The following is a 22,396-nucleotide window of genomic DNA, read 5'->3' on the forward strand; positions in this document are numbered from 1 at the left end:
CCACGGTGGTAGTCGCCCGGATCCGCCACCCTCCTGATGATTGTGATCGCTACTTTTTCCACGCCCACCAGCTTATCGATGCAGTCTACCGCACGGATCAACCCTGTCGTATTGCACGACGTCAGCTTCAGGTAATCCTTACCCACTCCATTGTCAAAGTTTGCATAGCCATGGAAGAATGCGTCTGCGATCTCGTTCTTCTCCCCGCCCTGGAAGATGGCCTTCACCCCGTGCTTTTCATACAGCGGCTTGTTCTTTGCGCCGATTCCGTTAGGCGCTGCGTCCAGCATGATATCAACCGACTTTACCAGATCCTCGAGCGTACCTGACACAGGGATGCCCAGCTCGCCGAATTTCGCACGGTTTTCATCCGATGCAAGATATAGGTTATATGGCATTCCCTTTTCGTGCAGCGCACGCACCGCAAGCGTTGGCGCTACGTCCGCCACTCCTACAAGCTCCATATCCTCCTGCTTTGCAACTCCGTCAGCTAGCCGCTGGCCGATTACTCCATATCCCGATACTCCTACTCTTACTTTTCCCATTTCTTTTCCCTCCTGATAATTGTTAATACGTACAAACCGGAGCGTCTTTTGCGCGCCGGAGTTTTTACAATAAATTTGTGCTGTTAAGGCAATAGAATCACCTTTACAAGCCCCGCGGGCTCGTCGTGCAGCTTGTGGAACCATTCGTTTCCTTCCTCGAGCGGGGCTGCTTTGCTTACAACGTCGTCTACCTCGATTTTGCCGGATGCGATCAGGTCAAGGCTTGTCGCGTATTCTGTTGTACACGCATACGAACCAATGATCCTGAGTTCCTTGAATACTGCCTTGCTGATCGCAAGATTGAATTCCGGTGTTACGTTCCCAACCAGGACGGCAGTTCCGTTTTTACGCAGGCAGTCAAGGCACATATTGGTGGTGGAAGGAATACCGACTGCTTCAAAGCACAGGTCGGCGCCTCTTCCATTTGTATATGCGAGGATTTCCTCCAGTACATTACAGTTTTTGGAGTTGAGTACAAGGTCAGCGCCCAGCTTTTTTGCATTATCAAGCTTGGAGTCGTCGATGTCTACGGCAATAATACGGTTTGCAGAAGATATCTTAAGAAGCTTGAGCATCATAATGCCGATCGTACCCACGCCAAACACCACGGCCGTGTCGTTGATTTTGATAGCCGCGCGTCCAACCGCATGAAGTGCGATGGAAAGCGGCTCTGCGAGCGCAGCCTGTTCAAAGGTTACATTATCCGGAACCGGATAAAGGACGTGCTCCGGAATTTTGACATATTCCGCCATTGCGCCGTCCAGCTTATAATCCGCGCAGGCAACGCCGAACACCTTGCCGCTTTCGCACATGTTCTGCTCGCCGCGGCGGCAGTAAAAGCAATCGCCGCAGTAAAGCGATGAATTAAATGTAACGCGGTCGCCTTTTTTGAATTTCATAACTGCGCTGCCGGTTTCTTCAATAATGCCCGCCGCTTCGTGTCCCATAATAACGGGAGGAATACGCCTGCCGGAGCTGCCGTCATAGCCGTGCACGTCGCTTCCGCAGATTGAGCACGCCTTGACGCGTATCAGCACTTCGTTGTCGCTGATTTGGGGTGTTGGAACGTCTTTCATTTCCAAATGATTATATTCTGTCAATACCAATGCTTTCATAGTAAAGTTTTCTCCTTTATTTTTTGCCGAACCGGCAGAGGGGCATACCCGGAACCTCCGTCCTGATTTTGAATACAGAGCCTGCGAGCGGATACTGATCCATAGGCGTATCGATGTTCCCGGTGGTAACGTACAAATCCTTCAGGTCGTCGCCGCCAAACGCCGCGCAAGTGACGTTTAAAACGGGGAAAAGTACCTCTTCCAACACCTCGCCGGACTGCGGATCACAATAACGAAGCATGCTTTCACCAAAAAACGCAATCCAAAGACGGTCTTCACTATCGATGCACATACCGTCCGGCTGGCCGCTATATTTTGAAAAATCGATTGCCGTACGCCGCCCGGTGATGGCGCCTGTCGTGAGGTCAAAATCAAATGCAGTCAGTTTTTTGGTGGGGGTATCGATGTAATACATCGTCCGGTTGTCTTTTGACCAGGCAAGCCCGTTTGAAATCGTTACGTAGGAAAGCCGCTTGCTTACACTCATATCCGTATCGATGCAATACAACGATCCGCGGGGGATGTAGTCGCCATAGCCGGTGTCCAGCGTTTTGGACATGGTTCCGGCCCATAACCTGCCCGCAGCGTCGCACTTCCCGTCGTTAAAGCGGTTCCCTGAAATTCCACGTTCTGGCTGCACAAGGAGTTCCATTTTCTTTTGATGGGGATCAATATAATAAACTCCGTTTTGCAGGCCTGCAATGAGGCCTCCCTTTTCACAGGGGACGGCGCATCCGGTATTTTGCCCTACGTCCATAAAATCCAGCGTGTCTTTGGCAATATCATAATAATAGATGCGGTTACCGATAAGGTCGAGGAAATAAAGCGTGTTTGTGCGGTCGTCCCACGACGGGCCTTCGCCAAGCTGGCATTCTGTTTTTACGACCAGTTCCACAGATTTTTTCATTGCGTTATCCTCCTTTTGGGATCAGGTTACAAATCCACCGGTGATTTGAAGCTCTGTGCCTGTGACCACAGAAGAAGCGTCGGACAGCAGGTACAAAACGCCGGGCACATGGTCTTCAACTGTGAGCAATCTGCCTACCGGAGTGGCTGCTGCGGCTTCCTTTTCGAGCCATGCAAGATCATGCCCCTGCGACGCACGAAGCGCAAGCTCGCCCGGAGTAGCAACCCAGCCCATGGTAATCCAGTTGGAACGGATTTTGTATTTCATGAAATGCTTGGACACATGCTTCATGAGCGTCAAAAGGGCGCCCTTGGAAACAGAATAAACGCCCCTGTCTTCCTCGCCGCCGTACGCGTGCGCAGAGCCCGTATAAATGATCGATCCGCCGCCTGTTTTTTTCATCGAGTTGAGCACTGCCTGCGTTGCGAAAAATGCGCCTTTGACATTGATATCAAAAACATTATCAAACAGGTCTTCGCTGGTTTCGCAGATGTAGGAAGAGGGAAGAATGCCTGAATAATATACAAATCCATCTATTCTTCCGTTTTTTTCCTCGGTCTGTTTGACGACGTTTTCAAGGTCGGCAAGGTCGGTAACGTCGGTTTTGATAAAAACAGGTTCGTATGCGGCCTCTCCCTTTACAGCGTCGATGATTTCTACCGCGGCAGCTTCATCCCGCCCGCCGATTACAAGCTTTGCGCCTTCGCGTGCGCAGGACTCGCAAATACCACGGCCAACGCCCTTGGTTCCGCCGATCACGAGGATCGACTTATCCTGCAATAATCCACTCATCTTTTCTATCCCTCCCTTTTTCAGGTTAAGCGTTTTTGTAGGTTTCCCTTGCATAATCAACCGCCTTTTTGACGCCTTCCAGCCCCTGGAAGCCAGCTTCCTCTATGCAGTACCAGCCCTGGAAGCCCCGGCCCTTCAGGTAGGAGAATACCTCTCCTATCGGCACGATGCCCGTGCCAAGAAGTGTCGGCGAGAATTTTTCCGCGGTCTTGACGTCTGAAATATGTATGGTATCCACGTAATCGTATACTTTTTCCAGAATGGCTACAGGATTCTGACCGCAGGAAACGATGTTTCCGATATCAAAATTGAGGCGAATACCCATATCCTTGATGCTTTCAAAAATATCAAAGAAGATATCCAGAGGGTAGCTGAAATCACAGTAATCCCATGCGCCCGGCTTGGAATGGTTTTCGTATAAAAGGGTTATACCGTATTTCTGCGCCGCTTTTGCACAATCGCGGAAATTCTCGACCACCCAGCGGATGCCGTCCGCGCGCGAGGTCTGCGGATGTGCCTGGCCTGCGAGGATACGCAGGTATTTCACACCAAGCTCGGAGCACAGGGCGATATCGCGGATAAAGTAGTCCTTCTCTCGGTCGCGCTGCACGGCGTCCGGGTGCGTGAAATCAGGGTAAGAGGTCGCCATGATGATATTCATGCCGCTTTTAGCAAGCGACTCCTTGATTTCCCTCAGATAGGTATAGGAGTTATTTTTGATAAAATTGATACTGATATCAATTCCATCAAGCCCCATTTTTTTGGCTTCTTCGGCCCAGTCTCCAACGGACATTGCGCCCGATGCCACATCGGCGAAGAGTGAGACCGGCAAACAGCTTAGTTTCATATTGTGTTCTCCTTTCAAAGATGGTAAAGATTGTATTTAAATATACTTGTTGCTATAATGATTGTCATAAACTAAAACCAGGCGGACTTATTATGGCAGTGATCAAAGACGTAGCGCGGCTGGCGGGCGTTTCCCCCAGCACCGTATCGAAATACCTGAATCGCCCGGAGGCCCTGCGCCCCGGCTACAGGGAGCGTATCGCAAAGGCGATTGAGGAGCTCAATTATATTCCGAGCAATACCGCGCGTATCATGCGGACCGGCGGGAGGACGAACCTCATTGCCGTTGTGGTTCCTGATATCATCAATCCGTTTTACACGGAGGTTTACAACGCCATTCGCATTGCATGCGCCGCACGTGGATTTATGCCGATTCTCTATACCACGCAGGAGGACCGCAACATCATGCTGTCCTGCCTTGAAAAGCTCAACACCCGCCAGGTGGACGGAGTCATTATCTGTTTCCTGGATGAAGAGAATATTGTGAAAGAGCTTGAGGAAACGCAGCGTAATGTTCCGATTACGATCCTGAGCTGGAAAAACTACAACGAACAGTTTAACTCTGTATTGATAGACGCTTTCAACGGTTTTTACACCGTTACTTCTTATCTCGTTAAGCTGGGATACCGCAGGATCGCTTTTTTGAGCGGGCTTTTAAACCGAGCGATTTCCCAGGAAAAGCTGAGGGGCTATAAGCGGGCGATGAACGACAACGGCCTTGAAATCCCTGCGGACTATATTGAAACCGGGAGATTTCGCTATCAGACAGGGTATTCCTGTGCGGGAGAGCTGATGCACCTCGAAACTCCGCCGGACGCCATCGTGGCAGGCAATGACGTGCTTGCGCTTGGCGCAATCAAATACCTGATCAATTCCGGATACCGCATTCCGGAGGATGTTGCGGTGACCGGGTATGACGGCACACAGCTTGGCGCGCTGTTTGAACCCTCCCTTACAACGGTTGCATTGCCGCTTGCACAAATGGCAGATATGGCGATGCAGCTTTTGGTGGAAAAACTGGAGCATCCGGAATCGAGGCCGCAGCAGGCGATCTTTTTTGGGAAGCTCGTCGAGCGCAGGTCTACCAAAAAGGATGCGCCGATGATTCTCGATTTCTGACCGGCAAGCACAGCCGGTTGATCAGCGTGACCATACTATCGCGAATCGATTCGCGATAGGCTTTTAAAAAAACCATTTGACAATTACAATAGGGTACCATCTAATTTTTTTTATTTTGCCTGAACCATCATAATTAAAAAATAGTGGGAAAATACAACCTTTATACTGTATGCTTCAACTAAAATGCACATGGTTTTCCTTGGTATTCAGTATAGCATAAATAATAAATTTGTAAACACCTTTTAGAAAAATCGATTCGTTTTTTAAGAAACCATTCACAATGCAGGTTGAATTGCAGAGGGAAGGGAGCGTTTAAACGCTCATTCCTACGATCATACCAAGGACATACGGCACGAGCCAAACAGCCCAAACGACGATGCTGAACTTATGGAAGGAGGCGCGTTGACGCTCGTTTCCCCTGACCAGGACGCATGTGGCCCAGATTGCGTGGAACAGCATGAGGGCGATTGCCGCGACTCCGGTGACACCATGCAGCAGGCTGGCAGTTGTGGAGAGCTGCACCGTTTTGGCGGATGCGATAAAGCTCATGATCGTTGTGCCGGTGGTGTCAAAGGCAAGGCCGCACCAAAAAGTGACGAGATGCTTTTTTTGGAGCGTTCCGGCCTTGCGTTCGCCAAACACGCCAATCGTGTAAAAAACCAATGCAAGCGTGATTGTAATGATTGCAAAAACTAATTTGATATCCATAGTATTCTCCAATATGCTTTTGTATGTTATTGATCTTAGCACGAAAGGATACAAAATACAAAAGGATGTGCAAAACAGCAAAACAAAATGTAAATTCATGAAAAAATAATTTCTTTCGTTTGGAACGAAGTATGTGTGTTTATTAAAATCTACACAGAGCCGAAACAAAATCGGCGGGAGTATGGAAGGACATACGCTGGCTGCGGCGCGGCCTGCCATTACAAACAAGGGCCGGGAATAAGGCCGGAAAAGAATAAAAGGAGTTGATCTTATGCCAAGTTTTGCAAACCCGTTTGCGGGGAACGTACAGAGGAAACTATCAAAAGGGGAACTGATCCAGGCAGTACGGCTCGATATCGCCGGAGAGCTGGAAGCAATTTATCTATATGACGCACATGTCATGGCGACGGACGACGAGGTGGCAAAAACAGTCCTTGCCGACATTCGCGACGAGGAAAAGGCGCACATTGGTGAATTGATGACGCTGTTGCAGCACCTCGATCCTGATGAAGCCGAGCATTTTGCCTCGGGCGTGCAGGAAGTAAAAGAAATGATGGAAAATTTAGGCGTCCCGGATGAAGCGGCTGTGAAAGCCACCATTGGAAGCCTGTTAAAGTAAGGAGGAAGACGGAAATGGATTATCTATCAAGAGACAGCGCTCCGTTTTCAGAAGAATTCTGGGGCAGGATCGACGACACAATCGTTGACTCGGCGAGCAGGATTTTGATCGGACGCAGATTTTTAACATTATATGGACCGCTTGGCGCCGGCGCCCAGAGCATCAATATTGACAGTGCAAAGAAAGCGGAAAACTTTGCGGACGGCATTGTGACGACAGGCGGAAGGCAATATACTGAAATACCGCAGGTATACGACGACTTTTTCCTGCTTTGGAGGGATATAGAAGCGGGAGACAAGGACGGATACCCGGTGGATCTTTCCTCGGCAATGGCTGCAGCGGAAGAGGTTGCGCGCCGGGAGGATAAGCTTGTATTTTTTGGAAATAAATCAGTGGGCGTAGCCGGGCTGCTGAATGCGCCGGGTGCGAACAAAATTAAACGCAGCGACTGGTCAACGGGCGAAAACGCATTTACCGATGTCGCAAAGGGTATTGCCACGCTGGACGAAAAAGGATATATCGGACGATATGCTTTGGTATTGAGCCCGGACCTCTATTTAGACCTGCAACGTATCCAGCCGGGAACGGGGCTTATGGAAATAGACCGCGTTTCGCGTATGGTGGACGGAAGGGTATTCCGCGCTCCTGTGCTTGGTATGAACAAGGCGGTGCTCGTGTGCTGCGAACCGCAGTATATGGATCTTGTGCTTGGCCAGGATATGACGACGGCTTATCTGGAGCTGGTGGACCTCAACCATCATCTGCGTGTATTGGAAACGGTGCTTCCGCGTATCAAACGGCAGGATGCGATCGTTGTATATGATTAAAAAAGGGTGCAAAAAATCCCGTGGCTTGATTGCTACGGGATTTTTTGATACAGGCAGGCCGGATGACGGGAAGAATGACGCACTATGGTTTTGCATTGATTTCTTTTCATGAAAAGCTTATGATGAAAGAGGAAAAAATAAAGGAGGGTTTTACAATTATGGCTGAGAGTTTAACAGATACGTTTACGCTGAAAAACGGCGTTGAGATTCCGTGTATCGGATTTGGTACGTGGCAGACGCCCGACGGAGAAACGGCAGTGAAATCGGTAGAGGCTGCGCTTGCCTGCGGATACCGCCATATCGACACGGCGGCGGCGTACGGAAATGAGCAGAGCGTGGGAAAGGCGATCCGCGAAAGCGGTGTGAAGCGCGAGGAGCTTTTTGTAACGAGTAAGCTTTGGAACGATTCGCACGGGTATGAGAAGACCATGAAGGCGTTTGAGCGCACCATGGAGGATTTGGGGCTCGAATATCTGGATTTATACCTGATTCACTGGCCGCGGCCCGCACAGTTCCACGACGACTGGGAGGAAGCGAACAACGGAACATGGCAGGCGTTTGAAGAGCTTTACAGGGCAAATAAAATCCGCGCGATCGGCGTTAGCAATTTTATGCCGCACCATGTGGATGCGTTGCTGAAAAAGGCGAAGGTGGCGCCAATGGTAAACCAGATCAATTATCATCCGGGCCTCATGCAAAAGGATGTGGTGGATTACTGCGCGAAGCATGGGATTTTTATCGAGGCATATAGCCCGCTTGGCACAGGAAAAATGCTGGGCAATCCAATGCTTCTGGAAATTGCGGAACAGTATGGGAAATCCGTCGCGCAGGTCTGCATCCGCTGGGTGCTGCAAAACGGAGCGCTGCCGCTGCCAAAATCGGTTACGCCTGCAAGGATCGAGGAAAATACAAAGGTATTTGATTTTGAGATTTCCGCAGGGGACATGGCGCGCATCGATGCAATGATCGATCCTGACGGGCTGGCCAACGATCCTGACACAATCGATTTTTGAGGGACAGTCTATGAAGCTTGTGGTGATCGAGCCGCTTGGCGTGGAGCGTGAAAGGATAGAACAGCTTGCGGCAAAGATGTTGCCGGAGGCTGCGCTTACGATTTACGATACGCGGACAACGGACGAAGAGGAGCTGGTGGCAAGGGGAAGGGACGCTGACGTGATCATACTGGCAAACCTTCCGCTGAACGCAAACGTTCTCAACGGATGTAAAAATTTAAAGCTGCTTTCCGTGGCTTTTACCGGAGTCGACCATATCGATATGGGAACGTGCAGGAAAAATGGAATCACTGTGTGCAACAGCGCAGGATATTCCACGGCGGCGGTGGCTGACCTTGTGTTTGGGCTGCTGATTGCGCTGAAACGGAACCTGATCGCCTGTGACAGCGCGGTGCGCAATGGAAAAACAAAGGACGGCCTTGTGGGGCATGAACTGGAAGGTAAAAAATTTGGCATAATCGGCACGGGCGGGATCGGCTTACGCGTGGCGAAGATTGCGGATGCGTTTGGATGCGAGGTATACGCTTACAGCCGCACAAAAAAAGAGGTTCCGAATGTAACCTATCTTGGGCTTTCAGACCTTCTTAAAACATGTGATGTGATATCGCTGCATGTGCCTTTCAATGAACACACGCGCGGCATGATTGGCAAAAAGGAATTGTCAATGATGAAAAAAGACGCGGTGCTGATTAATACGGCGCGAGGCCCGATTGTGCAGGAGCGCGCTCTGGCGCAGGCGCTTGAGGACGGCGCGATTGGAGGGGCGGCAATCGATGTGTTTGATACAGAGCCGCCGATTGGCCAGGGAAATCCTCTTTTACACGCGCCAAATACGATACTTGCGCCACATGTGGGGTTCGCCACAAAAGAGGCGCTTGAAAAGCGCGCTGTAATCGTGCTGGAAAACGTTCGGGCATGGCTTGGCGGCACGCCGCGTAATGTCGTTAAATAAGGCGATGGTTGTGATAGAAAAAGGCGGGCGAGAGCCCGTCTTTTTGGTATGGATGCGTATGAAGCGAACGGTTCGTGCAGAAATGGTTATTTTTTGATCCACACGGATACAGAGCCTCCGTTTACGGAAAAGTCGCCGTTGCCATCCTCGCCAATCGTTACCTCTTCCGTACGGTTGCCTGTACAATCATAGAATTGCGCGCCCGCGAAGTTTTGCCCGACATACATATGCTTTGTGCCGCCGTCTTTATTGGTTACGACCACTGCAAGGCCGGAGTCCGGATGATCTTCATCACCCTCGCGCGTCCAGCCTATGATATCGGGGTGGTCGAAATAATCGTTTTGTTTTCCGTAGGCACGGTCTTTTCTGGCTGCAAGCATACAGTCCAGCATATCTTTTTTGGGCTGCACATTGTCGTGTTCGATTCCATAATAATCACCGTAGAAAATGCAGGGATAGCCATCCGCGCGAAGCAGGATCAGTGCGTAGGCAATCGGCTTGAACCAATCCGGAATCCACGACTGGAGCGCCTGGCTGGGCTGGGTGTCGTGGTTATCCACAAACGTGACGGAGCGGGTTGGATTATCCTGCGTAAGCGTTCCATCAAAAATTGTCCGCATATCAAAGCCACCGTTGGAGGTTGCCGCGTCATAGAAACGAAAATGCAGCGGAACATCAAACAAGGACAAAGCACCCTTTGTGGTATCAATATAATTTTTCAATGCGTTTAAATCTGCATTCCAGTATTCCCCGACGGAAAAAAGCTCTTCCTTTGCGTCGCGCCGCATCGCGTCCAGCCAGTTTTGGTAAAAAGAGAATTTCATATGCTTGACTGCGTCAAAACGGAATCCATCGATATCCGTCGTTTCGATAAACCATTTACCCCACTGTGTAAGCTCTGTGATCACATCAAAATGTCCAAGGTCGAGGTCTGCGCCCATCAGGTAGTCAAAGTTGCCTTTCTCTTCGTCTACCTCGTCGTCCCATTCCTTACCCTCAAACTTAAAAACGCCGGATTCCTTATCTCGCTGATCCCAGTCGATTCCTGTAAAATGATACCAGTGCCATTCAAAATCAGAATAGGTTCCATTCCTTCCCGGAAACGTAAAATGCGTCCATGCCTGTATTTGCTGCGGACCACCCTCTTCTTCGTTCCGGTTTTCAGGATCCACTTCAAGGGCCGTGACCGTCTCTACTTCGTCTGCGCCCATCATATGGTCAAGAACCACATCCGCATAGACCTGTATTCCCTCGTCATGAAGCGCTTTGATTGCACAAAGAAGCTCATCCTTTGTACCATACTTGGTAGCGGCAGTACCCTTCTGGTCAAATTCGCCGAGGTCGTATAAGTCATAGACACCATAGCCTACGTCGTTTATACCGCTGTTTCCCTTATAAGCCGGAGGAATCCACAGCGCTGTAATTCCGCACGCCGCAAGATTCGGCGCTTCCTCTTTCATTTTGTTCCATAACATTCCGGATGGGAGATACCATTCGAAATACTGCATCATCGTACCGTTTTGATCCATAGACAGACCGCCTCCAGAAAGAATCATTTGTTCCATTATATAAACCTGCCCGGGACAATTATATCACGGAAATCGAAAAGCGGGGACGCGGATGCAGGACGGAGGCGTACCTCTGAAACAGAAATAAATAATTTGTAAAAGTCACTAGAAAATGTTTGACAGTCATATGACTGCGTAGTATAATAAAGCCATAAAAAGAAAGGAACGAATTGTGATGTGATTCGCAATGCTGTCTGTTAAGGAAGGATAAGCTGCTATGATAAGGTTTTTACCGGGAACAACGGTTGAACTGAATATAGACAATGGAGCGGCGGATTTTTTGAATTCGTTGTTTGCGGCAAACGGGCTTGTGCTCTCGCAGGTGCTTCAGCTTACGGGGCTTAGCGCGCACACCGTGCAAAATTGGGTGAAACGGAAATTTGTTGATCCTCCGGTCAATAAAAAATATGACTGTGATCAATTCTGTACGATTGTGATGATTAATATGCTTAATGACATTTTCCAGATCGACCAGATCAAAAAGATGATCGATTATGTCGGGATTATTTACGGGAAGAACGCGCCTACACTCATTTATATGTGCTTTGTGGATCTTCTGAGAAAACTTCCGGAGGATGCGATCCGTGAGGCGACGGGCGTGGATGAAATTATAAACAACGTGATAGAGGAAAATGGAATTACAGGCCCTGAGGCAGCAAACCGCATCAGGAAAGTTCTTGATATTATGATTTTGACACATATTTCCGCCCGGATTAAAGCGGAGGCAAGCGTACTTTTAAACGCGCTTGACGAGTAAAGGAGGAAAACAGAAATGATTGCTTGGTGGGAGGCCATGACGCTGATCGAGCAGATTTTTGCCATGGTGGGTATTGCCGCTACCGTTTTATTGGTAATTGAGGTAATCCTTCTGGCAATAGGGGCGGGGCATGGTTCAGATGTGGACGTACACACAGATGCTCCTTCGGATGTGGATTTTGACGCAGGCGGGCACGCGGGCATGGATGTGGACATATCCGATATGGATATACACATTGGGCACGTTGGGCCGGACGGAATATCGGACGTGGATATTTCAGACGGAACAGCACCGCCCGGCGATTCGCCTGACGTAGCCGCGGGGCATGACGCGCATACGCATTTTGGCGGAAGCGGGCTTCACCTGTTTACCCTGCAGGGGCTTGTGGCATTTTTTGCAGTATTTGGCTGGGCCGGACTGCTGATGCTCAAATCAGATGTGCAGCCGGTTGCGAGCGTGGTGCTTGCGATTGCATTTGGTTTTGTGGCGATGGTGCTGATTGCGTACCTGATGCGGGCAATGCTGAAGCTGCAGTCGGATGGAACGCTTGACATCCGTAACGCCCTTGGAAAATCGGGCACGGTATACCTGCCGATCCACGAAAAGCGCAGCTATGCCGGCAAGGTGTCGCTGATGGTGCAGGACAGGCTTGTAGAAATGGATGCCGTAACGGATGAGGAGGAGTCGATCCCGACGGGAGCGGAGGTGACTGTGGTCGGCATATCGAATGGGAATACGCTGGTGGTAAAGAGAAAATAGTGTTTTTTAGGAGAAAGAAGAGGTAGCGTTATTATGATGGGTAGTATGAGTATTGAATCGTTGATCCTGATTGTGGTCATCGTGGTTTTGGTGTTCATGTGTCTGCTGATTTTCCTGACCAGGTATAAAAAATGTCCTTCGGACAAGATCATGGTCATTTATGGTAAGGTGGGGCAGAATACGGACGGGACAAACCGCACGTCAAAGTGTATTCACGGCGGCGCGGCGTTTATCTGGCCGGTGATTCAGGCTTACCAATACCTGGACCTGACACCGCTTTCCATACAGGTGGACCTGAAGAGCGCGCTTTCACGCCAGAACATCCGTATTGACGTACCGTCTATTTTTACAGTCGGTATTTCGACGGAGCAGGGCGTGATGCAAAACGCGGCGGAAAGGCTGCTTGGGCTGCAGATGGGGGAGGTACAGGAACTCGCAAAGGATATCATTTTCGGACAGCTTCGTCTTGTGATTGCAACGATGGATATCGAGGAGATCAACACAGACAGGGATAAATTTTTGGAGGCGGTTTCGCGCAATGTGGAATCTGAGCTCAAAAAGATCGGCCTGCGGCTTATTAACGTAAACGTAACGGACATCAGCGATGAATCCGGATATATCACAGCGCTTGGTAAGGAAGCCGCTGCAAAAGCAATCAACGACGCGAAGAAGTCCGTTGCCGAAAAGGTACGCGACGGATCGATCGGTGAGGCAAACGCACAGCGCGACCAGCGCGTAGAGGTGGCTACGGCAAACTCCAAGGCAATCACCGGTGAGAACACCGCAAAGATCGAGGTGGCGCAGTCCGACGCGGCAAGAAGGGAAAAGGAAGCAGAAGCGATGAGGCTGGCAACCGCAGCGGAAAAGGTACAGTCGGCAAAGGCCCTCGAGGAAGCGTATGCGGCGGAAAAGGAAGCAGAAATTGTAAGGTTTGCACGTGAGAAAGCAACGCTGGAGGCGGATGTTATCGTAAAAACCGAGATCAAAAAGCGGCAGATAGAGCTGGAGGCGGAGGCCGAGGCAGAACGCCTGCGCCGTCAGGCGGCAGGTGAAGCGGACGCGATCTATGCAAAAATGGAAGCGGAAGCGCGTGGTATGCAGGAAATCCTGAAAAAGCAGGCGTCCGGTTTTGCGGATATCGTAAACGCGGCGGGCGGAAGCGCAAAAGATGCGCTGATGCTGATGCTTGCGGATAAGATGGAGAACCTGATGAAGGTTCAGGTAGAAGCGATCCGTGACCTTAAGATCGACAAGGTAACGGTTTGGGACAGCGGCGAAGGCAGGGACGGTAAATCGTCCACGGCTAACTTCGTATCCGGGCTGATGAAGAGTATTCCGCCGATGAATGAGATATTTGAAATGGCGGGAATGCAGCTTCCGGAATTCCTTGGTAAGAAAATAGGGCCGGAAACAAAGGGCGAGAAAGCCATATTGGTGGAAAAAGAGCCGGGAACGGCGGCTGTCAGGAAGCCGGCGGAAGCTGTAGATGCAGTTGAGGTAAAGCCTGCGGACGCCAAACCAAAGCCGGAGCAAAAGAAATAAGCGGCGCCCGGGCGTCGGGGAAACGTCGGCGAATGGCACCTGTTTTGTGGTAGTATGATAGTATGAAAAAATAATACATACAGAAAAAGAAGCTTTGAAAAAGGCTTCTTTTTTGTGTTCAAAAAGAAAGGAAAAGGCAATGGCATACACAGATAAGGGGAAAATAAAGGCCCGGCAAAACAGATTGGCGGAGCAGCGTTTACGCAGGCAACAGGAAGAAAAACAAAGGCGTAAGGAAGAAGAGGAAAGAAAACGCCGGCAGGAAGAAGCGCGCAGGCGGCAGGAAGAGGCAGCAAGAAGAAAAGAGCGGCAAGAACGCCAAAGGCAGGAACATGAACGAAAGCAGAAAGAAGCTGCAAAAAAGGTAAGCGGGGAATCGATCAAAGCGACACAGTTTTTGATGAACCGGTTTGGATTCACAGATAAGCAAGGAAATCCATTAAAAGAGGACGGCATATTTGGAGATAAAACAAAGCAGGCGGCGGAAAAATTCCAACGGTATCAAAAGGAGCTTGACCAGCCCAGTCAAAAGACGAAAACGTTGCAGGAGGGACTGAATCAAAGCGGGAGGACCTATCTGGATGGGAACCCCCTTAAGGTAGACGGAGTTTATGGGCCCAAAACCGACCATATGAAAAATGTGGTGGATAACGATTTTACAGGATGGCTGGATAGCGACAGGTATAAGGAAAAAACGATTGGGACAAAGATATTCCCACGTATGCCAAAGCTTGAAAACAAAGCGGTAAACGACATTGCTGAGGGAAGATGGAGCAAACTTTGGGACAGTCAGGAAGATGCGGCCCGTACAATGGAATACCGTATTCCAATCGATGAAAAAGAGAAAAAAGAAATCAATTTGCCGGGCTCTTACATTGGAACGGAACGGGAGGAAAAGGACGTCAGGGAGCTGCAGGATTTATTTAAAAATGCGATAAACGAACAGAAACAATCCTGGAATGGTAAGGATATGGTGTATAATAAGGAAACAAACAGAAAAAATGCAAATATAGAGTTGCTCGGCAGTCAGGTGGAGGCGCGGCCAACGCAGCCGCCAAAAGAGGAAACAGACAAAAGCGGAAACCTGTGGAGTGAAAACTGGAATGCTGCGCCGCAGTATGGGAATGGGGAGGCAAGCTTACTTAAAAACTCGCAGCCAGAGAAAGGGGCAGATTTATCCGATCAGGAGAAATTGGAGCTGGGCAAAAAAATGCGCGAGTATTTGCAGCAGCATCCGGACGAGGCGTTGCCAAACGGCTGGAATATTGATAAGATCAGGGAAAGGGAAAAACAATTCAAAGCGGATAGTCCTTTGGGAATGACCGCGACGCCGCCCGGATTTGTAAAAAACGAGGAAGACATCAAAAAGTTACAGCAAAATATTGGAGTGGAGCCGACTGGGAAGTGGGATTCGACGACGGAGATTGCTTATCACCAAAAATTTGAAGGATTGCCGGAACAAATTGCACAAAGTAATCCACAAATAGCGGGGTTGGACTTCAACGATGCGACGGTTAAAGACAGGGCGTGTATTTCGACCGCTACCAACAATATGCTTCAAATGGCGGGGGTAGACGTACCTTATAAGGATATCTATGAATGGTATATGGAGAAAGGTGTTCCAATAGGGTCTGCTGAAATGCCGGTCGGCATCGTAAATTATATCAGGGAAAATAATCCGGATATAAAAATTGCGGGGACGACAATGCTCGACTTGGGGGCTACAAAAAAAGCAGAGCAGCAAATCAAAGATGCCGGACAAGGGATCGTTTGTTTTGGCTATAAGGCTCCGGATGGATCGATTGGCGCGCACTATGTTGCGGTGGAAGCTCTGGACGATGGGAAAATCAGCGTAAAAGATTATGGAAAGCGTTATAATGATGGAGATACTACCCAAAGCGGAGAAAAAACTTATGATAGCATAGAAGCTTACCTGAAATACAAAGATAAAGATAAAGATGATCTGATGAATAATAAATTTTTCATCGTATCCTATGGTATTGGAAAAGGAGCAGGGAAATGAAGCCGGGAAACAAAAAGCACTTGAAATGGATGCTGAAGGTGGGGGGCATCACGACGGGAGCTGTATTGGGGGGCTTGGCAGCTGTTTTTTTCGGCATATTTTGGACCCTGTTTTTTCCACCCGATCATACCGCGCCACCCGTTGTTGGAAGCCCGTTGACGGTTGAAGCAGAGGAAAAGGGGCAGAGCGATATCCTCTACGCAGAGGGAAATAAGATCAAGTCGCTGCGGACGGGAGAGACGGTCGTTGAGGCCGAACAACCAATACAGTGCATCGCGGCAGGTGAAGACGGGCTTATTTACGCGCAGGCGGCTACAGACCAACGTGTTCCAGAGCTGATACTGGTGCGGGAAGGGCGTAGCGAACGGTACGGCGAATCAACAGAATTATTGCATAAGGACTATTACGACAGCGTCCGGTTTCAGGAAATGGAGATCAGGCCTCCGTTCCTGTACGCATGGACGGACAGCGTTTCCATTACAGGAAACGCCAGGGATTACCTATTGACGGATTTGAATATTGCAAGACCGGAAGATTCCCGTCTATTCAGTTGGAGAGCAGAAGAACTGCTTTCAGAGTATCCGCACTACAGGCTCTATTTGCCGGATGAAACAGACGGATATACGCTTTGTGATACGGGAACAGAGCTCATTCTTACCTATTTTTATACGTATTTTAATTCGAATGAGGAAGAAATTGATAGAACGGAATCCCTGGGGATTATAATCGATAAGAAAACCGGTGAGGAGCTGATGTCGAGGTACTCCAGAAAGGATATGTTTTACAGTGCGCGGACAGGTGAAGTCTATATAATTGACGGTGATACAGGGCGCGTGAGCACGGTTTCGCTGAAAGGCGAAGAGGAATGGCGAGAACCAAAGACGATCCTTGATTTTGCAAGCGAGGACAGTTTTCACGAGGCATTTGTTGATAATGAGACGATATATGTTTGGGCAACGATCAATTCGCAAAACGAGGTGCTTGCGATCGATATGGGGACTGGGACAGTGGCTGCGGAATATCCTTTGTATTGGGCGGATGAGGTCTTTCATTTAAACAGCAAGGGAGCGCTATTTCGGCGGGGAGATGCGCTTGTTTGGAGGAATTGGAATACGACTGCGGAAAAAGAGATTGCAAAAGTCAGCCTTGATAGCGACAAGAACCATATTGAAGTGCAGGATGATACAATCTTTGTATATCTGGTAAATTATGGGGGAAGAGCGGATCAGCCTGTTTTTGAGTTGAAAGAAATTCTGGAAGATTGTTGGGAACAGGAATAACATGAAAAATCCGATTCTGGAAAAGCGATGCTCATCGTGAAAACGGGAGCAGTGGTCTTATATTTCATTTTGATTGTAGTCGTTATTTGTATTAGCGTAGTTGTTTCTTCGATTCATCCTGTTTCAAGGCTTAGGATGGATAATCCTGACGGATTAGATTTGCTTAATATGTTTATGTATGGTTTGAATCTAAGATTTTACATAGATAATCTGCACAAAGTAGAAATTGTAATGGGAGTTGCACTCTATTTTCTGCTGTGGATTAATACAAAACCGCGGGATGAAAAAAATTTGGAGAAAAAACAGTTAGAAACATAAAATATGCCAAGAGAAAGGCCGTCCCTATGAGCCAATGGGGACGGCCTTTTTTGTTTTTTTCTTTATACAATCTTAATACAAAGCGCATAACCCTAACACCGTCTTTATTTCCGGCGACCTATAATACTAAGTGACCTAGATATGCAGCAAAAGAAAGGAGAAAGGTTATGTCTGTGGTAATCACAATAATTGGGATTGTGGCGGCGGCACTCTTTGTGTACCTGTTTGTGGTCCTGCTGAGAGGTGACAGGCAATGAGCAATCAGATTTTGCAGTATGCGCTTTACATCGTGATACTCGTGGCGCTTGCCATACCGCTTGGAAAGTACATCGGTAAGGTAATGAACGGTGAAAAGACGTTTCTTTCAAAGGCCTTTGTGCCGGTGGAAAATTTCACGTACAAGGTTTTGCACGTTGATAAGAACGAGGATATGGGCTGGAAGAAATATGCGGCCTGCTGCATTATGTTCAGCGTTTTTAGTTTTGCAATCCTCTTTTTTCTCAATATGGCGCAAGGAGTCCTGCCGTTGAATCCGGAAAACATCGACGGAACATCGTGGCATCTGGCGTTCAATACGACGTCAAGCTTTGTGACGAATACGAACTGGCAGTCTTATTCCGGTGAGAGCGCGCTTTCCTATTTTACACAGATGCTTGGCCTGACCGTACAAAACTTTGTATCTGCGGGCGTAGGCATCGTGGTGTTGTTCGCGTTGATTCGTGGATTCACGAGGGAAAAGGGAACGGGGATTGGAAACTTCTGGGTAGACCTGACGAGGGTGGTTTGGTATGTGCTGATTCCGCTTTCGCTGGTGGTGGCGATTTTACTTGTTTCCCAGGGAGTCGTGCAGAACCTTTCCTCCTATACGGAGGTACAGCTTTTGCATCCGGTTACGCTTGACGACGGAACGGTAATCACAAGCCAGGTAATACCGCAGGGGCCTGCCGCAAGCCAGATTGCGATCAAGCAGTTGGGGACGAATGGTGGCGGTTTCTTTGGTGTGAACTCGGCCTTCCCGCTGGAGAATCCAACCATATTCTCCAATATGATAGAGATGATATCGCTCCTGCTGATTCCTGTTGCGCTGTGCTTCACATTTGGCAGGAATGTAAAGAACAAAAAACAGGGTGTTGCATTGTTTCTGGCAATGCTCATTATGCTCGTAGGTTTTCTTGCGGTGATTGGAGCGAACGAAGCAAACGGTACGCCGCAGCTTGCCCAGGACGGCGCGGTCAATATGACAACGCAGGGGCAACCGGGCGGTAACATGGAAGGCAAGGAAGCGCGGTTTGGAATCGCGACGTCAAGCACCTGGGCTTCATTTACAACGGCTGCCTCAAACGGCTCTGTTAACTCCATGCACGACAGCTATACACCGCTTGGCGGAATGATTACAATGCTGCAGATGCAGCTTGGCGAGGTCATATTCGGTGGCGTTGGCTGCGGGCTTTACGGAATGCTGGCGTTTGCGATTGTAGCGGTATTCATTGCGGGGCTTATGGTGGGCAGAACACCGGAATTTCTTGGAAAGAAGATAGAACCGTATGAAATGAAGATGGCGACGCTCGTATGCCTTGCGACGCCTCTCGCGGCGCTTATTGGCACGGCGATTGCCTGCTATGTGCCTACCGTGATGGATAGCCTCAACAATAGTGGGCCGCATGGGTTTTCGGAGGTATTGTACGCCTTTTCATCCGGCGCGGGCAACAATGGTTCTGCATTTGCGGGCCTGAACGCCAACGTGCCTTTCCTGAATGTGGCGATTGGGATTGTGATGCTGTTTGTACGTTTTATGCCGATGATTGCAACGCTTGCGATCGCCGGATCGCTGGTCCGCAAACAAAAAGTCGCGGTCAGCGCGGGAACGTTGCCCACAACGGGCGCGCTGTTTATCGCCGTATTGATACTGGTTGTACTGCTTGTCGGAGCGCTGAGCTTTCTTCCGGCGCTTGCGGTTGGGCCGATTGCAGAGTTCTTCCAGATGATAGGTTAGGAGTGAAAAGATCATGAAGGATAAAAAGACAAAGTTTGTAAATAAGCAAATGATCGGACGCGCTCTGAAAGACTCGTTTTTGAAGCTGAATCCGAAGATACAGGTGCAAAATCCGGTTATGTTTGTCGTATATGTTGCGGCGATATTGACAACTGTGCTTTATGTGATCGCGCTTGCGGGTATCAGGGACAATACGCCGGAGTTTATACTGGGTATCGCGGTACTGTTATGGCTGACCGTACTGTTTGCCAATTTTGCAGAGGCGATCGCCGAGGGCAGGGGAAAAGCGCAGGCGGATGCCCTGCGCGCGACGAAGCGTGATATTACGGCTTATAAGATACCCTCGCCTGAAGAAAGGGACAGAGTGGAAGAAGTTCCATCCGCTTCCCTTAGGAAAGGCGATATTGTACTCGTGAAAGCCGGGGAGCAGATACCCGCGGACGGCGACGTGATCGATGGGGCGGCGTCTGTAGACGAAAGCGCAATCACCGGGGAATCTGCCCCGGTGATTCGTGAGAGCGGCGGCGACCGCTGCGCAGTAACAGGAGGAACCACGGTGATATCCGACTGGCTGGTGATCCATGTGACGAGCAATCCGGGCGAGAGCTTCCTTGACAAGATGATTGCCATGGTGGAAGGCGCAGCGCGCAAAAAGACGCCAAACGAGGTCGCGTTGCAGATACTGTTGGTATCGCTGACGATCATATTCCTCGTTGTGACTGTATCGCTTTACGCGTTTGCACATTTTTCCGCACAGATGCAGGGTATGAGCGCAAATCCAACGTCCGTTACCTCCCTGCTGGCGTTGCTTGTATGCCTTGCGCCCACGACGATTGGCGCGCTGCTTTCCGCAATCGGTATTGCAGGCATGAGCAGGCTCAATCAGGCTAACGTACTTGCAATGAGCGGCAGGGCAATCGAAGCCGCGGGCGACGTAGATATCCTGATGCTCGATAAAACAGGGACGATCACGCTTGGCAACCGTCAGGCAAGTGAATTTATACCTGTGGATGGAACGGATATCAGGGAGCTTGCGGATGCGGCCCAACTGTCTTCGCTCTCTGATGAAACGCCTGAAGGCAGGAGCATCGTAGTGCTGGCAAAAGAGAAGTTCGGAATCCGGGGCCGCAATATAGGCGAGATGAATGTCCAGTTTATCCCGTTTTCCGCCAAAACAAGAATGAGCGGTGTGGACTACGAAGGAAATGAAGTACGCAAGGGGGCTGCGGATGCGGTAAAAGAATATGTGCAGTCAAAAGGCGGAAACTACTCGCCGGAATGCGACGAAACTGTAAAACGCGTTGCAAACAGCGGGGGGACACCGTTGCTGGTTGCGAAGAATGGGAAAATACTTGGAGTCGTCCATTTAAAGGATATTATCAAGCAGGGTGTACAGGAAAAATTTGCCGACCTGCGGAAAATGGGCATCAGGACGATCATGATTACAGGAGACAACCCGCTTACCGCTGCGGCAATCGCCGCCGAAGCAGGTGTGGATGATTTTCTGGCGGAGGCGACTCCGGAGGGCAAGCTGGAGCTGATACGCGATTACCAGAAGCACGGACATATGGTGGCAATGACAGGCGACGGCACAAACGACGCGCCCGCGCTTGCACAGGCTGATGTTGCGGTCGCCATGAACACGGGCACGCAGGCAGCCAAAGAGGCGGGCAACATGGTGGATCTTGATTCGTCGCCGACGAAGCTGATCGACATTGTGAGGATCGGCAAGCAGCTTTTGATGACGCGCGGTGCGCTTACAACATTCAGCATTGCCAACGATATCGCAAAATATTTTGCGATCATCCCGCCGCTTTTCTTCCTGCTGTTCCCGCAGTTGCAGGCGCTTAACATCATGAGGCTGCACAGCCCGGAAAGCGCGATATTTTCTGCGGTCATCTATAATGCGGTGATCATTGTAGCACTGATCCCGCTGGCGCTGAAGGGCGTAAAATACAGGGAAGTGCCGGCAAAAAAGCTGTTGTCGCGTAACCTGTTGGTGTTTGGCGTTGGCGGCGTAATCCTGCCGTTCATTGCAATCAAGCTGATCGATATGCTGCTTGTAGCGGTAGGATTATTTTAGGAGGAACGGACAATGTTAAAAAATATAAAAAAAGTTGCTCTGCCGGCTTTGATCATGATTTTAATTTTTACGCTGGTTTGCGGCGTGATTTATCCGCTGGTGGTAACCGGGATTTCGCAGCTTGCCTTTCCAAAACAGGCAAACGGCAGTATGATTGAGATAGACGGGAAAAAGTATGGCAGCACGTTACTGGCACAGGAATTCACTACGGAAGAATATATGTGGGGACGCGTGATGAACCTTAATACGGAAACATTTTACGACGATCAGGGAAATCCGTTGCTGTTTGCAGGGCCTTCGAACCTCTCTCCTGCCAGCGACGAATATGCCGCCCTTATTGAAGAACGCGTACAAAAGCTGCGTGATGCGCATCCTGAAAAAGGCGACGAACCGATTCCGTCAGATCTTGTGACGTGCTCCGGCAGCGGACTCGATCCGCATATTTCGCCTGCTGCCGCCGAATACCAGGTGGAGCGGATTGCAAGGGCTCGTAATATTCCTGCTGGTCAGGTGCGCGAGATTGTGGCAAAATATACGGAGGGAAGGTTTCTCGGAATTTTTGGAGAACCGACGGTAAATGTTTTGGAAGTGAATCTGGCGCTGGACGGCCTATTGAAATAACCTGGCGCC

The 22,396-nt window shown here is 49.6% G+C and carries 22 protein-coding genes; 15 read left to right on the top strand and 7 right to left on the bottom strand.

Annotated elements, in window-relative coordinates; translation table 11 throughout:
• From CHK_RS09780 to CHK_RS09800, 5 genes are all read right to left on the bottom strand, one after another.
• Positions 1–545, bottom strand: a 545-nt coding sequence (locus CHK_RS09780; protein WP_046443883.1) for a type II glyceraldehyde-3-phosphate dehydrogenase, incomplete at its 3' end; no start/stop codon positions are given.
• A gap of 83 nt (positions 546–628) precedes the next feature.
• On the bottom strand, positions 629–1,660 hold the full coding sequence (locus CHK_RS09785; protein WP_046443884.1) for a zinc-dependent alcohol dehydrogenase: 1,032 nt from the start codon (positions 1,658–1,660) through the stop codon (positions 629–631).
• 16 nt (positions 1,661–1,676) lie between these two features.
• Complete coding sequence (locus CHK_RS09790; RefSeq protein ID WP_046443885.1) at positions 1,677–2,567, bottom strand: SMP-30/gluconolactonase/LRE family protein; 891 nt, start codon at positions 2,565–2,567, stop codon at positions 1,677–1,679.
• A gap of 21 nt (positions 2,568–2,588) precedes the next feature.
• Positions 2,589–3,359 carry an SDR family NAD(P)-dependent oxidoreductase gene (locus CHK_RS09795; RefSeq protein WP_046443934.1) on the bottom strand — a complete coding sequence of 257 codons (771 nt, stop codon included), beginning with the start codon at positions 3,357–3,359 and terminating at the stop codon, positions 2,589–2,591.
• Between the two features lie 25 nt (positions 3,360–3,384).
• Positions 3,385–4,206, bottom strand: a complete 822-nt coding sequence (locus CHK_RS09800) for a sugar phosphate isomerase/epimerase family protein (RefSeq protein ID WP_046443886.1) — start codon at positions 4,204–4,206, stop codon at positions 3,385–3,387.
• Between the two features lie 92 nt (positions 4,207–4,298).
• Between CHK_RS09800 and CHK_RS09805 the strand changes: the two genes are divergently transcribed.
• On the top strand, positions 4,299–5,324 hold the full coding sequence (locus CHK_RS09805; RefSeq protein WP_046443887.1) for a LacI family DNA-binding transcriptional regulator: 1,026 nt from the start codon (positions 4,299–4,301) through the stop codon (positions 5,322–5,324).
• Between the two features lie 312 nt (positions 5,325–5,636).
• Here the strand turns inward: CHK_RS09805 and CHK_RS09810 are convergent, their stop codons facing one another.
• Positions 5,637–6,032 (bottom strand): HsmA family protein, encoded by a 396-nt coding sequence (locus CHK_RS09810; RefSeq protein WP_046443888.1) that lies wholly within the window; start codon positions 6,030–6,032, stop codon positions 5,637–5,639.
• A 271-nt stretch (positions 6,033–6,303) separates the two neighbouring features.
• Between CHK_RS09810 and CHK_RS09815 the strand changes: the two genes are divergently transcribed.
• From CHK_RS09815 to CHK_RS09830, 4 genes are all read left to right on the top strand, one after another.
• Positions 6,304–6,651 (top strand): demethoxyubiquinone hydroxylase family protein, encoded by a 348-nt coding sequence (locus tag CHK_RS09815; protein WP_046443889.1) that lies wholly within the window; start codon positions 6,304–6,306, stop codon positions 6,649–6,651.
• A 14-nt stretch (positions 6,652–6,665) separates the two neighbouring features.
• Positions 6,666–7,478: a family 1 encapsulin nanocompartment shell protein gene (locus CHK_RS09820; protein ID WP_046443890.1), complete on the top strand. Its 813-nt coding sequence runs from the start codon at positions 6,666–6,668 to the stop codon at positions 7,476–7,478.
• A 158-nt stretch (positions 7,479–7,636) separates the two neighbouring features.
• Positions 7,637–8,491, top strand: coding sequence for an aldo/keto reductase (locus tag CHK_RS09825; protein WP_046443935.1), 855 nt, complete (start codon positions 7,637–7,639; stop codon positions 8,489–8,491).
• Between the two features lie 10 nt (positions 8,492–8,501).
• Positions 8,502–9,443, top strand: coding sequence for an NAD(P)-dependent oxidoreductase (locus tag CHK_RS09830; protein ID WP_046443891.1), 942 nt, complete (start codon positions 8,502–8,504; stop codon positions 9,441–9,443).
• Positions 9,444–9,529: 86 nt separating this feature from the next.
• On the opposite strand, the gene CHK_RS09835 is transcribed toward CHK_RS09830, so the two are convergent.
• Entirely contained in the window at positions 9,530–10,972 is a 1,443-nt protein-coding gene (locus CHK_RS09835; RefSeq protein ID WP_200896529.1) for an alpha-amylase, read from the bottom strand.
• Between the two features lie 256 nt (positions 10,973–11,228).
• Here CHK_RS09835 and CHK_RS15760 point away from each other — a divergent pair, with 256 nt between their 5' ends.
• From CHK_RS15760 to kdpC, 10 genes are all read left to right on the top strand, one after another.
• Positions 11,229–11,768, top strand: coding sequence for a DUF1836 domain-containing protein (locus CHK_RS15760; protein WP_052740504.1), 540 nt, complete (start codon positions 11,229–11,231; stop codon positions 11,766–11,768).
• A gap of 15 nt (positions 11,769–11,783) precedes the next feature.
• Entirely contained in the window at positions 11,784–12,527 is a 744-nt protein-coding gene (locus CHK_RS15765) for an NfeD family protein (protein ID WP_052740505.1), read from the top strand.
• Positions 12,528–12,572: 45 nt separating this feature from the next.
• Positions 12,573–14,069, top strand: a complete 1,497-nt coding sequence (locus CHK_RS09850; RefSeq protein ID WP_046443893.1) for a flotillin family protein — start codon at positions 12,573–12,575, stop codon at positions 14,067–14,069.
• Positions 14,070–14,208: 139 nt separating this feature from the next.
• A complete protein-coding gene (locus CHK_RS09855; RefSeq protein WP_046443894.1) occupies positions 14,209–16,092 on the top strand; it encodes a peptidoglycan-binding domain-containing protein in 1,884 nt (627 codons plus the stop codon).
• 155 nt (positions 16,093–16,247) lie between these two features.
• Complete coding sequence (locus CHK_RS09860; RefSeq protein WP_131924990.1) at positions 16,248–17,372, top strand: hypothetical protein; 1,125 nt, start codon at positions 16,248–16,250, stop codon at positions 17,370–17,372.
• Between the two features lie 36 nt (positions 17,373–17,408).
• Positions 17,409–17,690: a hypothetical protein gene (locus tag CHK_RS09865; protein ID WP_131924993.1), complete on the top strand. Its 282-nt coding sequence runs from the start codon at positions 17,409–17,411 to the stop codon at positions 17,688–17,690.
• A 167-nt stretch (positions 17,691–17,857) separates the two neighbouring features.
• Entirely contained in the window at positions 17,858–17,947 is a 90-nt protein-coding gene (locus CHK_RS16125; RefSeq protein ID WP_082103502.1) for a potassium-transporting ATPase subunit F, read from the top strand.
• Complete coding sequence (gene kdpA / locus CHK_RS09870; RefSeq protein ID WP_046443897.1) at positions 17,944–19,683, top strand: potassium-transporting ATPase subunit KdpA; 1,740 nt, start codon at positions 17,944–17,946, stop codon at positions 19,681–19,683. Before CHK_RS16125 ends, kdpA begins: the two co-directional genes overlap by 4 nt.
• Positions 19,684–19,696: 13 nt before the next feature.
• Positions 19,697–21,766, top strand: a complete 2,070-nt coding sequence (gene kdpB, locus CHK_RS09875) for a potassium-transporting ATPase subunit KdpB (RefSeq protein ID WP_046443898.1) — start codon at positions 19,697–19,699, stop codon at positions 21,764–21,766.
• Between the two features lie 12 nt (positions 21,767–21,778).
• Entirely contained in the window at positions 21,779–22,387 is a 609-nt protein-coding gene (kdpC, locus tag CHK_RS09880; protein ID WP_046443899.1) for a potassium-transporting ATPase subunit KdpC, read from the top strand.
• The last annotated feature ends 9 nt before the right edge of the window (positions 22,388–22,396 follow it).

This window comes from Christensenella hongkongensis, assembly GCF_000981035.1.
GTDB lineage: Bacteria > Bacillota > Clostridia > Christensenellales > Christensenellaceae > Christensenella > Christensenella hongkongensis.